The organism is Acinetobacter populi (genome assembly GCF_002174125.1).
GTDB classification, from domain to species: domain Bacteria; phylum Pseudomonadota; class Gammaproteobacteria; order Pseudomonadales; family Moraxellaceae; genus Acinetobacter; species Acinetobacter populi.
Map to the genome: position 1 here is coordinate 902,037 of NZ_NEXX01000001.1, position 15,086 is coordinate 917,122.

Consider the following 15,086-nt stretch of genomic DNA (forward strand, 5'->3'; position numbering starts at 1 on the left):
CTTTTAGAAAAATATTGTTTAATAACATTATGAAATAATCTATTGACATGGTTTTACAATGCCCAAAACTTCTTTGCAAAAACAGACACTTTTTAGCCAGCCTATACGTCAGGCACCACAATATATTCCTACTGTTCAAGCACCGGTTTATCGGGCATCAACCATTATTTTCAAAAATACCGATGCCCTCACCCAACGCCACTGGACCGATGATTATGATTATAGTTATGGCACACATGGCACACCGACCACTTATACGCTGGCCGATCAAATTGCCTTATTAGAAGGCGCAGATCACTGTTTACTGGCACCCAGTGGTTTATCTGCCATCAATCTGGTCAATAGCGCTTTACTCGATTCTGGTGATGAAGTCTGGATTCCGGATAATATTTACGATCCAAACCATGCACACTTAAATGCGCTGAATAAAAAATATGGCATTATTTTAAAGGTTTATACACCAACTGATGTTGATAGTATCGAATTTGGCGACAAGGCTAAACTGATCTGGATTGAAGCCGCGGGTTCGGTTACGCTGGAATTTCCCGATGTCATTGGTATCATTAAAAAAGCACAAGCACATCAGGTTCTCACTGCACTGGACAATACTTGGGGTGCCGGTCTGGCATTTTGTGCATTTGATCTGGATGATCAGCATCTGGCAGTCGATATCAGTGTGCATGCGCTCACCAAATATCCAAGTGGCGGTGGTGATATATTAATGGGCAGTATCTGCACCAAAAACAGAACTTTACATCAACAGCTTTTACATATGCATGCTTTACAGGGTATTTCTGTGTCTGGGGATGATGTGGCACAGATTAATCGCAGCCTGCCTAGTATGTCGTTGCGTTATCAACAGCACCAAAACAATACACAAATGATTCTCACTTACCTTGTGGCCTGCACCGAATTTGCACAGGTTCTACATCCTTCACTCAGCAATCATGCAGGTCATGCGTATTGGCAACACATTTGTAAAGATGGGCAAGGTGCAGGTCTGGTCAGTGTGATCTTTAAAACAGAATACGATTTGAAAAAAATTCAGCAATTTTGCAATGCCTTAAAGCTATTCCGTTTGGGATTTAGCTGGGGCGGTCCAACCAGTCTGGTGATGTATTACAATCTCAAAGAGATGCGTCAATGCTCAACCGCTCATCTGGCTGACGGCTGGCTGGTACGCTTTTGTATCGGTTTAGAATCACCAGAAGATTTAATTGAGGATATTCAACAAGCCCTTGCCCAGCTTTAAGTTTTAAACAGTTTTTTTATCCATGTACATGGAATAAGCTAAAACTTTGCAGTATGTTATAAACACATCAAAACAGGCTTTGAGGATTTTATGGGAACACCACTCGTTATTGCCAAACAAAGTACCGATACTACAAAAGAAATTGTTTTATATTCTCAACTTGCCAACCGTCACGGCCTCATTGCAGGTGCAACAGGAACAGGTAAAACCGTCACCTTAAAGGTACTGGCTGAGAATTTCTCGCGTATTGGTGTTCCAGTATTTCTTGCAGATGCCAAAGGTGACGTCTCTAGTATTGCCAAAGCCGGAAGCAGCAATGCAAAGTTTGAAGAACGGCTGAAAATGCTCAACATTGATAGCGTTCCTTTTGCTGCATCCCCTGTGACCTTCTGGGATCTGTTTGGTCAACAAGGACATCCGATTCGCACCACTGTTTCGGAAATTGGTCCTTTATTATTAGCCCGTATCCTTAATTTAAATGATACACAGGAAGGTGTGTTATCCGCCGTCTTTCGTGTCGCTGATGATCAGGGACTATTGCTGATTGACTTTAAAGATTTAAAGGCCATGATCAGCTATGTCAGTGAAAATGCTGCCAGTCTTAAAAATGAATATGGCAATTTGTCACCTGCCAGTCTCGGTGCGATTCAACGTAATTTACTGGCACTGGCTGATCAGGGTGGCGAAAAGTTCTTTGGTGAGCCAAGTCTGGATATATTGGATTTCTTACAGACTGATAGCAACGGGCATGGTTATATTAATTTGCTTGCTGCCGACAAGTTGATGAACACACCAAAACTTTATGCCACCTTCTTATTATGGATGCTATCAGAATTATTTGAAAAATTACCTGAAGTGGGTGATCTGGATAAACCCAAACTGGTATTTTTCTTCGATGAAGCGCATTTACTGTTTGATAATGCCAGCCCTGCACTACAACAGAAAATTGAACAAGTCGTGCGTCTGATTCGCTCCAAAGGTGTCGGGATTTATTTTGTCACTCAAAATCCGCTGGATTTACCAGAAAGTGTGCTTGGACAACTGGGAAATCGTGTACAACATGCTTTACGGGCATTTACCCCCAAAGATCAGAAGGCAGTTAAAACCGCAGCAGACACATTCCGCGCCAATCCTAATTTTAATGTAGCAGAAGTCATTACCCAGCTTGCCGTTGGGGAGGCATTAATCAGTTGCCTTGATGAACAAGGAACACCGCAAATTGTCGAGCGTGGTTGGGTGATGCCCCCCTACTCATCATTTACACCTTTGACACCGGAAGAACGTCAAGCATTAATGCAGCAAAGCATTGTTGCCGGTGTCTATGAAAATGAAGTTGATCGTGACAGTGCCTACGAAATGTTGCAACGCAAGGTCAGCGAAAGTGAACAGCAAAAACAGGCAGAAGCACAAGCTGCACAGCAAGCCAAAGAACAAGAAGCCTTGGCAAAACAACAAGCCAAGGAGCAAGAACGTCTGGCTAGAGAACAACAGAAGCAAGCAGATAAAGCTCAGAAAGAACGTGAAAAACTGACACAGGATCTGGTCGGCACCTTTGCAAAAAGTGCTGCCCGCTCTTTGGGTGGAAAAACAGGTCAAACTTTGGTTCGTGGAATTTTAGGTTCTCTCTTTGGTAAACGTTAGGACATCCTTATGCAATTTAATCAAATTCAAAATGCTTTACAGCATGATGAAATTTTACAGGCACTTGCTGCACAACGTGAAGTGAGTTGGGAAAATCCGCATGTGGTCAGCTTTGACCAAGCGCAACATGATACAACGCTCAATCGCGCGGATATTGAAGATGCAGCACAGCGGTTACAACGCTTTGCACCCTATATTGCGCTTAAATTCCCTGAAACCACAGCATCACAGGGTTTAATCGAATCCGAACTAGTGGCAATACCTAGCTTTGCCAAAACTATGGCAGACGCATTTCAAGTCGACATCACGCCAAAACTTTATCTAAAAAAAGACAGTCATTTGCCGATTTCAGGTTCAGTCAAAGCCCGTGGTGGCATTTATGAAGTGCTTTATCATGCCGAACAACTGGCATTACAACAGCATAAAATTACGCTTGAAGATTCTTATCTTAAACTTGCCGAACCTGAATTGCAGGCATTTTTTGCTCAATATAAAATTGCTGTCGCCTCTACAGGTAATTTAGGTTTATCCATTGGCATTATGGCAGCCACACTAGGCTTCCAGTGCAGTGTGCATATGTCACATGATGCCAAGCAATGGAAAAAAGACAAATTACGCAGTATGGGCGTGAATGTCATCGAACATCAGGGCGATTATGGACAGGCAATCTTGCAAGGACGCCGTGAAGCCGATGCCGATCCAAAATGTTACTTTATTGATGATGAAAACTCGCAATCGCTCTTTCTCGGCTATGCAGTTGCCAGTCAGCGTTTAAAACAGCAACTCGAACAACAGCATATTATTGTCGATGCTGAACATCCTTTATTTGTCTATTTACCTTGCGGGGTTGGCGGCGCACCAGGTGGTATTACATTTGGTTTAAAGCATGCTTTTGGTGATCATGTTAAATGTATTTTTGCCGAACCCACCAATTCGCCTTGTATGCTACTTGGAATGTACACCAGTTTACATCATGATATCTCGGTACAGGACATTGGATTAAGTAACCTAACCATTGCTGATGGACTGGCAGTAGGTCGTGCTTCTGGTTTTGTTGGACATGCCTTGGCACGTAGCATAGATTTTCTTTATAGCCTTTCCGATGATGAAATGTTGTATTGGTTGCGACAACTATATAAGACTGAAAATATCATTCTGGAACCCTCTGCGCTCGCAGGCAGTGTCGGTTTTGCCCGCTTACAACAACAAGGGTTGCTTAAAGATATTACGGCACAGCAATTTGCACAGGGAACCCATATTGTTTGGGCAACTGGAGGTGGAATGCTACCAAAAGAGGAAATCGAAAAACTTTTATAGTATGTTTGCTATCTTGCCAATGATAAAACCATTGGTGAGATAGTATTTATTTTATCCTTTTCCAATAAATAATTTATTTGATTAATATTTCCTTAAACTCATCTTCACTTTAAAAATAAAGCTATACTTTTCAAACTCTTAAAATAAAATCCTCCGCATAAATTAAAGATATATTGCAAATACACCTTTAAAGATGTATTTTAAATACATCTTATTAATAACCAACAACCAAAGGTGCCAGCCATGAATGAGCAAGCCATTGCAACTGTAAAAGCCACTGTCCCTGTCCTCCGTGAAAATGGGGTGGCACTGACCAGTTATTTCTATAAACGTATGTTGGGAAATCACCCTGAACTTAAAAATGTATTTAATTTAAGCCATCAAGCCACAGGTCGTCAGCCACGGGCATTGGCAGCAGCAGTTCTGGCGTATGCAGAAAATATTGAAGACCCAAGCAAGTTGTTAAAAGCCGTAGATCGGATTGCCATTAAGCATGTTTCACTAGATATTCATCCCGACCAATATGCCATTGTCGGTACGAATTTATTACACTCAATCAGTGAAGTACTAGAATTACCGATGGATCATGATGTCATCATCGCATGGGAGCAGGCATATGGACAACTGGCCGATATTCTGATTAATCGTGAAAAAGAGCTTTATCACGAAGTTGCAACCAAAGAAGGTGGCTGGTCTGGCTGGAGAGCATTTAAAGTCAGTGCCAAACAACAAGATGGTGAGCACACGACATTTACTCTAATCCCAACAGATGGACTTGCGATTACACCAGCACAAACTGGCGCATTTATCTCGGTAAAAGTTGCTATTGCCGATCAGGGTATTGAACAGCCACAACAGTTTAGCTTTGAACAGGCCCAAGATAATGCTGAATATAATATTCAGGTTAAACGCGAATTGGTTGATGCAGATGTCCCCTCTGTATCAAATGCTCTTCTTGAGCATGTACAAGTCGGAGATACAGTGCAAGTCACCGCACCATTAAGTTATCATTAAACTGTACTGGCTCTATTTAAGGGTGCTATTCGGCACTCTTTTTGTTTTAAATGGCTTATAATCACTATATGCAACTCAATAAATTTACCGATTACGGTTTACGCCTATTAATGTACCTTTTACAACCGAGTGATGGTGTAGTGACCATCGCTCAGGCGGCGCACGTGCTTAAAATATCGGAAAATCATTTGGTGAAAGTCACGCATTTTATGGCAAAACAAGGCTGGATTATCAGCACGCGCGGTAAAGGTGGTGGTATCCGTCTGGCACCTCAGGCACTCACGCTGCCCATTGGTGAAATTGTCCGTACGCTGGAACATGATGAAAAAGCCATTAACTGTCTGGAACCTGCTTGTGTTTTACGCTTTAGCTGTGGTTTGAAATCGGTACTGGATCAGGCCCTTGAGCAGTTTTACCAATATTTAAATCAATACCAATTACAAGATGCATTGCATCACCCCGTATTATATAGCTTGACTAAAGATAAAGATTTTGCCGAAATCAAGGCGATTAATATCAGCTAATCAGAATTGCCATTCGCTACCTATCCCATATTGACCTATAATAGTTACTGCCTTATTTAATTTATTTGTATTGATGATATGCACAAATACCAGAAATCGAAAGACACCAAAGCCAAGCTAGCACCGAAACAAAAAATCAGCTATGAGAAAAAAACCTCTGATGCCACCAGTCTTTATACAGCACAGGCATTAAACTGGTTACGTCAGGCTGAATTTTTAATGAGTGCGCCCAAGCTATCAATTTGTGTCGAAGATACAGGGTATGAGATTGCTTTTGCAGGCCGATCCAATGCTGGCAAATCCAGTGCCATTAATACCCTCACCAATCAGAAACAATTGGCACGGGCATCAAAACGTCCTGGCCGTACCCAGATGATTAACTTTTTTAGTCTGGGGAATCCCAATCAGCGACTGGTGGATTTGCCCGGTTATGGCTATGCGGCTGTACCGGAAGATATGAAGCTGCTATGGCAAAAAGAGCTGGAAAATTATCTGATTCACCGTGAAAGTCTACAAGGCTTGATCCTGTTGATGGATATTCGTCATCCTTTACAGCATTTTGACCGTATGATGCTGGAATGGGCACATTCACGTAATCTCTTTGTGCATATTTTGCTGACCAAAGCAGATAAGCTGAACCGCGGTCCAGCCAATAAAGTCTTACTCGAGGTCCAAAAAGAACTAAAACAATCTAAACTGAATTTTTCAATTCAACTATTTTCCTCACTGGATAAACAGGGTTTGGCCGAATTGGCAGGGGTTATGGCAGGACGACTGAATTTCACCTTACCATTGACTGATCAAGAACAACCCGAGCCTGCGATTCCATCAGCATCTCCTCGTGATGAACAGCATGATTCCTGAACGATTTTTCAATCTGGAAATCATCTCGTCCCATAATGATAACTCCTGTCCCCTATTCCTTTTGAATTTGACCGGAATCATCGTTAAATAAATTTATGGATACAATAATCGAAAATATTAGGTGATCAGAATGGGTATATTGTCCTGGTTCAAGAAAAAAACCATTGGCTCTTCAATTTCTTACCATATCAAACCGCGTAAAGTAAAGTTTGAATGGCAAGATACACCTGTGGACTGGATTCCGCATGAGCCTTTTGCCAGTTATTTTATTAATGAAATTAATATGATTCTTCCGGCAGGCGAGTTCTGGTTTTGCCGACTCTATAATAAAGTCTTACCACAAATCACCGACGAAAAGCTTAAAGAAGATGTAAAAGCCTTTATTCGTCAGGAAGCCATGCATGCCAAAGCACATCAATCTGCTAATGGTGAATATCTCAGCGTTCGCAATATTGATGTCAACCGTAACATCAAAATTATGGATTTTCTGTTTACCAAATTACTGGCAGATCAACCCCTTGGCTTAAATGTACCTAAACCACTAGAAGATCAATGGGATTTGTTCCGTTTGGGAATCATTGCCACCGTTGAGCATATGACTTGTGTGATGGGTAAATATGCTCTGGAAAATACCTTATGGCAGCAATTACAAGCCGATCCGGAAATGGTCGATCTGGTGAAGTGGCACGGTGCCGAGGAAGTTGAACATCGTACAGTGGCGTTTGACCTGTATCGCCATCTGGGCGGTGGTTATATCGCACGTTATTATTTAAGTCTGGTGGTAATTGTCGGTGTACTCGGTATCTGGGTAGATGGTGCTGCGCATATTATGAAACAAGACCCACGATTAGCAAAACATAAACCAGCCATTTTTAAACCATGGATCTGGCGTGAATGGTTTAAAATTGCCAGACGTAGTCAAGGTGGATTATTACCTAGTCCATTGTGGTTGATCTCGCAACAAGCCGGTTATTTAATGCCTTGGTACAATCCATTACATGAAGCCAATACCGAGGTTGCGATTGAATACCTAAACCAATCACCAGCTGCAAAACGGGCTGAATCAACTGGCACACATGCCGCAGCCTAGATCTAAATAAAATGCCCGATCAAGGTCGGGCATATGCAAAAATTAAGTCGGTGCTTGTAGCGAAGAATCATCATCACCGATATGATGCTGTACCACGGCACTAATCATGATATCTCCCTGAACATTGACGACTGTTCTGACAGTATCCAAAATACGGTCTATCGGCAGTAAAATAGCAATTGCTTCTGCGGGTAATCCTACCGATTGCAATACCATAATCATAGTGACCATACCTGCACTAGGAATCCCCGGTGCACCGAGCGATGCCAGCATTGCTGTTAAACACACAATAAATTGCTGGGTAATCGAAAGTTCCAATCCCATCAAATTGGCAATGAATAATGCAGCGGCGGCTTCATATAATGCCGTACCATCCATATTCAGTTGCGCGCCCAATGGCACCACAAAACCGACAATTTGTGGTCGAACCCCTAGGTTTTGTGCACATTGCATTGATAATGGCATGGTGGCAGAACTGGAACTGGTGGCAAATGCCGTGATCAATGCCGGTCTGGCAACCCGGAAAAAGCGAAGCGGTGATACTCGTCCAAAAATCCAGAGTAATAAAGGCAATACCACTACACCATGAAAAATTGTTGTACCGGTAACCACTGCGGCAAATTTTGCCAGACTACCCAGCACAGCAAAATCTTCAGTGGCAATCAATTTTGCCATCAAGGCAAAAATACCCAGTGGTGCAATGACCATCACCCATTTCACCAATTGCATCATCATATCGAATACTTGCTGAAATAAATCATGCACCTGCTGAAATTTACCTCGCCCGGACACAATGATTGCACCGAGCAATAATGCAAAAATCACCACAGCCAATACATTATTTTCAGCCATGGCTTTAAACGGATTAATCAGTGTGTTTTGCAGAAAATTGGTAAAGAATGCACTGGGCGATAAGGTGTCAGGCGTATGATGGGCATCCATCGCATCTTTAAACAGTGAAATGTCCAGACCAACTCCCGGCTGAAAAACATGTGCACACAACAAGCCCAGCAACAATGCACAAGTAGTCGTGGTAAAAAAACACAATAGCGTGATTTTCCAAGCCTTGCCAAAATTGCCCACCGCCTGAAGATTGGCTACGCCCACCACAATTGATGAAAAAATCAGCGGTATTAACAACATTTTTAGCAGCCCGATAAAAAAGCTACTTAATAAGGATAATACATAGAGGCTATTACCTGACCAGTCACTTTGTGGCGATAAACTAAGTAACCAGCCAAAGGCTATACCGAGTACTGCCGCAACAAGGATTTGTGTATTTAATGATTTCAGCATAAGGATTGTTTTTAGACGATTTTGGAGCTTTATCGCACTATAACATGCTGTGAAATAAAGCCGTTGAAAAGAATTTTTATATTGTTATCCAAAATATGCTTAAGCCCGACTTAAGTCAATTTCTCTAAGCCGGATTAAACCTTCTTGCACTGTACTACATACCAGCTGTCCATTTTGCCACATACGGCCAAAGTTTAAGCCACGTGAAGATGCAGTTTGAGTTGCATCCATATCGTACAATAACCAGTCATCCACCCGAAAAGGATGATGAAAATAGATGGCATGATCAATACTTGCCACCTGCAAACTAGGTGAAATCCACGATAGCCCGTGTGGACGTAGACAAGTTGTCATCAAGGTAAAGTCCGAACAAAAAGCAGCAATCGCCTGATGCATCGCAATTTGATCATCTTCACCAGTAATTTTGTCCCATGTACGCAAATAATGTGCCTGTGAAGGTGCTTCGGGCTGTGCATCAAACGGATTGGTTGCATTGATCGGAGTGATTTCAATATGGCGGCGCCGTAAGAATGCCTGTCGATAATTTTCCGGAACAAAATTGATCATGGAAGATTTTAGTTCTTCTTCCGATTTTAACTGCTCCGGTTTTGGATATTCTGGTTCTGCAATCTGATAATTCAAGCCTTCTTCTTCATGGGCAAACGATACCATGGCCTGAAAAATGGTACGTCCATGCTGAATGGCTTTGACACTGCGACTGACAAAACTCTTGCCATCGCGTAAACGCTCAACCTGATAAACAATCGGCGCATTGACATCACCGCCAAATAAAAAAAAGGCATGTAATGAATGTGCAGGTCGATCAGTGGTATAAGCTGCTGCCTGTAAAGCCTGCCCAAGGACCTGACCACCAAATACACGTTTACCTACTAGATTTTTGCTTTGTCCTCGGTATAGTCCATCTTCTATTCGTTCTAATGTCAGTAAGTCGATCAACTCTTGGGTAAGTGAAGTCATAAATCACCTTTAATGCTATTGCAGCACTGCAACTGTGGACGAGATGCGTTTTATTGTGCCACAAATTGCATAGATTGCAGTATTTTTTTGACAATTGTAAAAGTCAGTAAGAATAAATCCCCATAAGGAATAGAAGTTTTATATAATCGCACAGCATATTGCTGGCAACATATATTGTCCTTAATTGGCATAAAACAGCATTCGGTTTTAAGTTAAACTCGGCAAAATATGCTTTTCATCATTTACACTGTGTAGATACAAGGAGTCCGCTGGTGGATAACTCTGGTTTTTCAAAACTATCACGTCGATTATCAAGTAAATTACTTGATCTTGTGGTCAAGCCACATTTACTCGGCGAACCACCAAAAGTTACATCACAACTCGCTGTCGTAGACAATACACAAACCGAGCAAACTCAAGCACCACAGCAAAAAATTACCTTGTATGTGTTACAGAATTATTCCCGTAGTAATGCAGTATTACTGGATAATGAAACCAAACGGTTAAATCTGCCGCGTGCCTTACATCCGCTTAAGCTTGCTGATCTACAAGAAAAAAAGTCGGTGATTTTCCTGCAACATCGCAACCAGAATAATTTATTAAATCCGCCTGCACATACCCTGCCACCACGTTTATTGCGGTTAATTGAAGCACTGGATCAACATCCCGAACTGGATGTCGAATTGATTCCTGTGACTATTTTGTGGGGACGTGAACCGGATAAAGAAGATTCATGGTTAAAACTGCTCTTTACAGATTCTTGGTCAACACCGGGTAAAATCAAGCAACTGGTGAATATCGGTGTACATGGCCGTCAGACCTATATTGAATTCCATGAAGCACAATCCTTAAGAGCATTAACCCAATATGCCAAAGTGCATTATCCAAATCTGTCACCTGCAACCTATGTGGTCAGTAATCTTAATCAATATCTAGATAGCAAACGGGAAGCTGTCCTTGGCCCAGACCTTTCTGACCGCCGTAATGTGATGCAGAGTCTGATTAAATCCCGTGATGTACAAGAAGCCATTCTACAAGAAAGTATCCGTAGCAAAATCAGCGTTGAAGAAGCAGAACGCCGTGCCATTGGTCATCTTAATGAGATCGTATCCGATTATTCTTATTCTACTGTACGTTTTGCCGAAAGTACCTTAACCCGTTTGTGGACGCAGCTCTATGACGGTGTTGATGTACATAATTTCAGTACCGTTCGGGAATTGGCAGATAAGTATGAAATTATTTATACGCCTTGTCACCGTAGCCATATCGACTACTTACTGCTGTCGTATGTGATTTTTAAACGTGGCTTGATGGTACCGTATATTGCTGCCGGTGATAACCTGAACCTGCCATTTGTCGGGCAAATTCTGCGTGGTGGTGGCGCCTTCTTTATTCGCCGTTCATTCTCTGGTGCACAGCTTTATACAACTGTATTTAAAGAATATTTATATAGTATTTTATCGCGCAATACGCCACTGGAATACTTTATCGAAGGTGGACGTTCACGCACAGGACGCTTGCTGCCACCAAAAACCGGCATGCTTGCCATGACTGTCCACAGCCATCTACGTGGTCGTGGTAAACCGATTGTATTCATTCCAACCTATATTGGTTATGAACGCCTGATGGAAGGTGCAACCTATGTCGGCGAAATGCAGGGACAACCCAAAGAAGCCGAATCCATTTTTGGTATCATCAAAACTTTGCGTAAAATTGAACGTATTTTCGGTAAAGTCCACGTCAATTTTGGTGAACCAGTCTTTCTTGATGAAATTCTAAAACAGCAACATGTCGAAGATGTGCAGATTAAATCCAACAAGGATGCCTTACCGCCAGAAGTTTCTGAAGCAGTCAATATTGCCGCGCATCGCATCATGGAAAATATTAACCGGGCAGCGATCATCAATCCGGTGTCGTTATTGTCTTTAATCCTTCTTGCTACGCCCAAACATACACTGGACGAAGATGCCTGTATTTCACAACTGGAAACCTATCAGGCATTGAGCAAAGCTTTACCTTATGATGAGCGTACCGAAATTACGCCATTGTCCGGCAAGGAAATTATTGCTTACGGTCTAAAACTCAAACTGATCAAACGCATTAAACATGTGCTAGGCGATATTATTGCCATTGAAGATCAGCAAGCGGTGTTATTGACCTATTTCCGCAATAATATTTTGCATTTGTTTATTCTGCCTTCATTGATTGCAGCACTGGTTGAACATAATGGTCGTTTATTACGTGATGATCTGATCAATGTCATCCGGGCACTTTATCCTTTCCTCAAAGCAGAATTATTTTTAAAGTGGGATATTAAGGCGCTTGATCCGGTGATTGAGCAATATTGTGATGCACTGATTGAGGCGAAACTCATTCTCGATGATGGTCGCAATACTTTATATAGCCCAACCCCAAATAGCGAGCAACATAAACAACTGCTTGTGCTGGCAACACCAGTCAAACAAAGTCTTGAGCGTTATTTTATGACGCTGGCATTAATTAACCAGCGTGGTAGTGGCAAAATTTCCGCCAGACAGGTCGAGGAATTAAGTCATTTATTGGGACAACGTCTATCTGTGCTTTATGAATTCAATTCACCTGAATTTTTTGATAAGGCATTATTCCAAAGTTTCCTCAAAGTACTGACCCAACAAGGCATTATCTGCACCAATCAGGAAGGCATGATTGAGTTTGATGATCGTTTAAGTAATATCGCACAGGATGCACATCTAATTCTGGATGAAGATACCTTGCATATGCTGGAACATATCACCACCTTTGATGATGATGAACTGAAACAGGCCTTAGATGCGCTTGCCCGGCAAAAATCGTCGCGCTTACGTAAAAAAGCCAAATAAGCATAAATGCAAAGCGGCAGTGAAAAACTTGCCGCTTTTTTAAATATCTATCCAAAATCAATAACAAAAAATCCTTCCATCTTGAACATCATTTTTTACATTCGATAAATGCTGGGTCCTGTGCACAACGCAAGTGTCTGATCAAGACAATCATTGACGGATCATAGGTTTTATTGTCAACAAACTCTTTACGCATTTGTGATAGCAATAGATCATAACCGGAACGATCAATCTCTGGAATTTCATAGATCATGCGTTTGGGTACAGTACTGTCCCAGCGCAGTACGGTTTTCATATACTGTCCCGATTTCTCTGAAAACCATTGTCTGCTTTTTTGACCAAAATTCTCCGGATAATCCCCTTTGGCAAGAATAAAATTCATCGACATAAATGCCAAAGGATAATTGGCAATCCCACCACCTGAACCCAATACTTTTTCAACCTCAAAGGGCTGATATACCACAAGAGGAGCCGGCACAATATCAAACTCTCCTGCACGGAATCTTGATGCGGCATTATCAAAGGTCATCAATACCGGCTTCATTCCGACCTTTTGAGCCATACGGCGTTGTGACGGATCTGAAGCAAGTACACCCAGACGTTTGCCATTGAGTTTTTGCAAGGAATCAATACTGCGGTCCTTGCTGATAAAATATGCCAGACCAAATGGCATATAGCCTACCACCTCGTAATCCTTATTTTTAAGTTTTGCTGCCAGCTTGGGGCTACCAAGGGCACTAAGCACTTTCTGGGCAATGCTATAATTTGGTATTGCGCCAATGGCTCCGACAGTTCCCATAAAGTTATTATATTTTTTAGTGGCAAAATTATCCGCCACCAAACCACCACATTTTTTTTGCTCAAAATCGGATTGGGCCGCTTCAAGATTGAGATAAACTTTAGCCTGAATTTCGACGCCCCACTGTTTCGCCACCAGTGCATAATCTTTTGCAACAGCCATGGTATCGCCATTTGCCCCCATAATGTCATAAACGCATAAATCAATTGGCGCAGCATATGCCGAGGCACTCATCGTTACCATCAGCCCGATGAGGATAGATTGATACCCGTTCATTATTGTTACTCCCTATCTGTCTTTGTTTTTATGACACAGCCTGTGTCAGCTTCAATCAACCATAAAAATTAAGCGATTGATTTATTTTAATTTGCATTCAAAATACTGCGGATTAAACATACAATTAATCCTAAATACTATATTGATTAACGCCGGATCATACACGCTGCTATTGATAAATTCCTTTCGCAGTTGTACCAGCAAACGTTGATAAGCACTACGATCCGCAGCGGGAATATCGTACCAATATTTATTGGGTAATGTCCTTTCCCATTGCACAACATTTTGCATCATGCGTGGTGTTCGTGCCTTAAACCAGTCACGACTTTTTTGTCCATAACCAGTTGGAAAAGCCGCCTGCCGAATGATAAAATTCATGGATATATAAGAAACCGGAAAATTAATGACGCCGCCCCGATGTCCCAAAGCCTGATTCAATTGTAAAGGCTGGTAGGCATAGATGGGTGCAGCCAAAATATCAATTTCATCATTGATAAACTTCTGCCCTGCATTATCAAATGTAATCACCACAGGTTGCGCACCCACCCGTTTTGCCATGCGCTGCTGGGAAAGGTCGTATTTCAAGACACTCAAACGCCGCCCTGCAAGCTGGGTAATCGAGTTTAAGCGATTGTCCTTCACCATAAAATAAGCATTACCTAGCGGCATCCAGCCCACCACCTCATGGCCATTTTGCAACATGGAACTGGCAACTGTGGGACTAGCCAGCGTCATAAATAAACTTTTGGCCACCTGATTATCGGGAATTAAACCCACTGCACCGATTGAACCAGTAAAATTATTCAATGATTTGGTAATAAAAGTTGATGCAACCAGACCATCACATTTTTTATTGTTATAGTCCTGCACAGCCTGTTCTTCATTTTGATAGACTTTGGCGTCAATCGACATATTCCACGACTTTGCTGCAATGACATAGTCTTTCATCAATTGCATGGTATCCCCACGATTTCCGGCAACATCATAGACGCACCATGTCACCTCCTTTGCATGGATACATTGCATGATCACCATCATGATTAGCATTGTACCAAGCTGCCACTTTCGCTTAATCATTAATCTTCCCTTTAAATTGAATATGATTCCCAGCTCCATCAACTTATGATTATTATGGCGAAATGCCGAATTTTCTTTAAACACAGTACAGTAAACCTAT

At 41.9% G+C, this 15,086-nt stretch carries 12 protein-coding genes; 8 read left to right on the plus strand and 4 right to left on the minus strand.

The window, feature by feature from the left end; genetic code table 11:
* The first annotated feature begins 58 nt into the window (after positions 1 to 58).
* The 7 genes from CAP51_RS04245 (at position 59) to CAP51_RS04275 (ending at position 7,702) form a co-directional block, all read left to right on the plus strand.
* On the plus strand, positions 59 to 1,252 hold the full coding sequence (locus CAP51_RS04245; protein WP_087619489.1) for a PLP-dependent transferase: 1,194 nt from the start codon (positions 59 to 61) through the stop codon (positions 1,250 to 1,252).
* A 90-nt stretch (positions 1,253 to 1,342) separates the two neighbouring features.
* On the plus strand, positions 1,343 to 2,893 hold the full coding sequence (locus CAP51_RS04250) for a helicase HerA-like domain-containing protein (protein WP_087619490.1): 1,551 nt from the start codon (positions 1,343 to 1,345) through the stop codon (positions 2,891 to 2,893).
* A 9-nt stretch (positions 2,894 to 2,902) separates the two neighbouring features.
* Positions 2,903 to 4,210: a D-serine ammonia-lyase gene (locus CAP51_RS04255; RefSeq protein WP_087619491.1), complete on the plus strand. Its 1,308-nt coding sequence runs from the start codon at positions 2,903 to 2,905 to the stop codon at positions 4,208 to 4,210.
* Between the two features lie 243 nt (positions 4,211 to 4,453).
* The gene (locus CAP51_RS04260) at positions 4,454 to 5,224 is read left to right on the plus strand and encodes a globin domain-containing protein (protein WP_087619492.1); all 771 of its coding nucleotides are present in this window, start codon (positions 4,454 to 4,456) and stop codon (positions 5,222 to 5,224) included.
* Between the two features lie 68 nt (positions 5,225 to 5,292).
* Positions 5,293 to 5,748 carry an RrF2 family transcriptional regulator gene (locus CAP51_RS04265; RefSeq protein ID WP_087619881.1) on the plus strand — a complete coding sequence of 152 codons (456 nt, stop codon included), beginning with the start codon at positions 5,293 to 5,295 and terminating at the stop codon, positions 5,746 to 5,748.
* Positions 5,749 to 5,826: 78 nt separating this feature from the next.
* Positions 5,827 to 6,612 (plus strand): ribosome biogenesis GTP-binding protein YihA/YsxC, encoded by a 786-nt coding sequence (gene yihA / locus CAP51_RS04270; protein ID WP_087619493.1) that lies wholly within the window; start codon positions 5,827 to 5,829, stop codon positions 6,610 to 6,612.
* A 130-nt stretch (positions 6,613 to 6,742) separates the two neighbouring features.
* Positions 6,743 to 7,702, plus strand: a complete 960-nt coding sequence (locus CAP51_RS04275) for a metal-dependent hydrolase (protein ID WP_087619494.1) — start codon at positions 6,743 to 6,745, stop codon at positions 7,700 to 7,702.
* Positions 7,703 to 7,744: 42 nt separating this feature from the next.
* Here the strand turns inward: CAP51_RS04275 and CAP51_RS04280 are convergent, their stop codons facing one another.
* Complete coding sequence (locus tag CAP51_RS04280) at positions 7,745 to 8,998, minus strand: dicarboxylate/amino acid:cation symporter (protein WP_087619495.1); 1,254 nt, start codon at positions 8,996 to 8,998, stop codon at positions 7,745 to 7,747.
* A 99-nt stretch (positions 8,999 to 9,097) separates the two neighbouring features.
* Positions 9,098 to 9,976: an acyl-CoA thioesterase gene (locus CAP51_RS04285; protein WP_087619496.1), complete on the minus strand. Its 879-nt coding sequence runs from the start codon at positions 9,974 to 9,976 to the stop codon at positions 9,098 to 9,100.
* Between the two features lie 272 nt (positions 9,977 to 10,248).
* Between CAP51_RS04285 and plsB the strand changes: the two genes are divergently transcribed.
* Entirely contained in the window at positions 10,249 to 12,834 is a 2,586-nt protein-coding gene (gene plsB / locus CAP51_RS04290) for a glycerol-3-phosphate 1-O-acyltransferase PlsB (protein WP_087619882.1), read from the plus strand.
* A gap of 88 nt (positions 12,835 to 12,922) precedes the next feature.
* On the opposite strand, the gene CAP51_RS04295 is transcribed toward plsB, so the two are convergent.
* A complete protein-coding gene (locus CAP51_RS04295; RefSeq protein ID WP_087619497.1) occupies positions 12,923 to 13,909 on the minus strand; it encodes a putative solute-binding protein in 987 nt (328 codons plus the stop codon).
* Positions 13,910 to 13,990: 81 nt separating this feature from the next.
* On the minus strand, positions 13,991 to 14,986 hold the full coding sequence (locus CAP51_RS04300; RefSeq protein ID WP_087619498.1) for a putative solute-binding protein: 996 nt from the start codon (positions 14,984 to 14,986) through the stop codon (positions 13,991 to 13,993).
* Between the last annotated feature and the right edge of the window lie 100 nt (positions 14,987 to 15,086).

Bases quoted from the DNA above. Each gene is read 5' to 3' on its own strand.
- CAP51_RS04265 (WP_087619881.1), top strand. From the start codon at position 5,293: ATGCAACTCAATAAATTTACCGATTACGGTTTACGCCTATTAATGTAC.
- yihA (WP_087619493.1), top strand. From the start codon at position 5,827: ATGCACAAATACCAGAAATCGAAAGACACCAAAGCCAAGCTAGCACCG.
- CAP51_RS04295 (WP_087619497.1), bottom strand. From the start codon at position 13,909: ATGAACGGGTATCAATCTATCCTCATCGGGCTGATGGTAACGATGAGT.
- CAP51_RS04300 (WP_087619498.1), bottom strand. From the start codon at position 14,986: ATGATTAAGCGAAAGTGGCAGCTTGGTACAATGCTAATCATGATGGTG.
- CAP51_RS04285 (WP_087619496.1), bottom strand. From the start codon at position 9,976: ATGACTTCACTTACCCAAGAGTTGATCGACTTACTGACATTAGAACGA.
- CAP51_RS04245 (WP_087619489.1), top strand. From the start codon at position 59: ATGCCCAAAACTTCTTTGCAAAAACAGACACTTTTTAGCCAGCCTATA.
- CAP51_RS04280 (WP_087619495.1), bottom strand. From the start codon at position 8,998: ATGCTGAAATCATTAAATACACAAATCCTTGTTGCGGCAGTACTCGGT.
- CAP51_RS04260 (WP_087619492.1), top strand. From the start codon at position 4,454: ATGAATGAGCAAGCCATTGCAACTGTAAAAGCCACTGTCCCTGTCCTC.
- CAP51_RS04250 (WP_087619490.1), top strand. From the start codon at position 1,343: ATGGGAACACCACTCGTTATTGCCAAACAAAGTACCGATACTACAAAA.
- CAP51_RS04255 (WP_087619491.1), top strand. From the start codon at position 2,903: ATGCAATTTAATCAAATTCAAAATGCTTTACAGCATGATGAAATTTTA.
- CAP51_RS04275 (WP_087619494.1), top strand. From the start codon at position 6,743: ATGGGTATATTGTCCTGGTTCAAGAAAAAAACCATTGGCTCTTCAATT.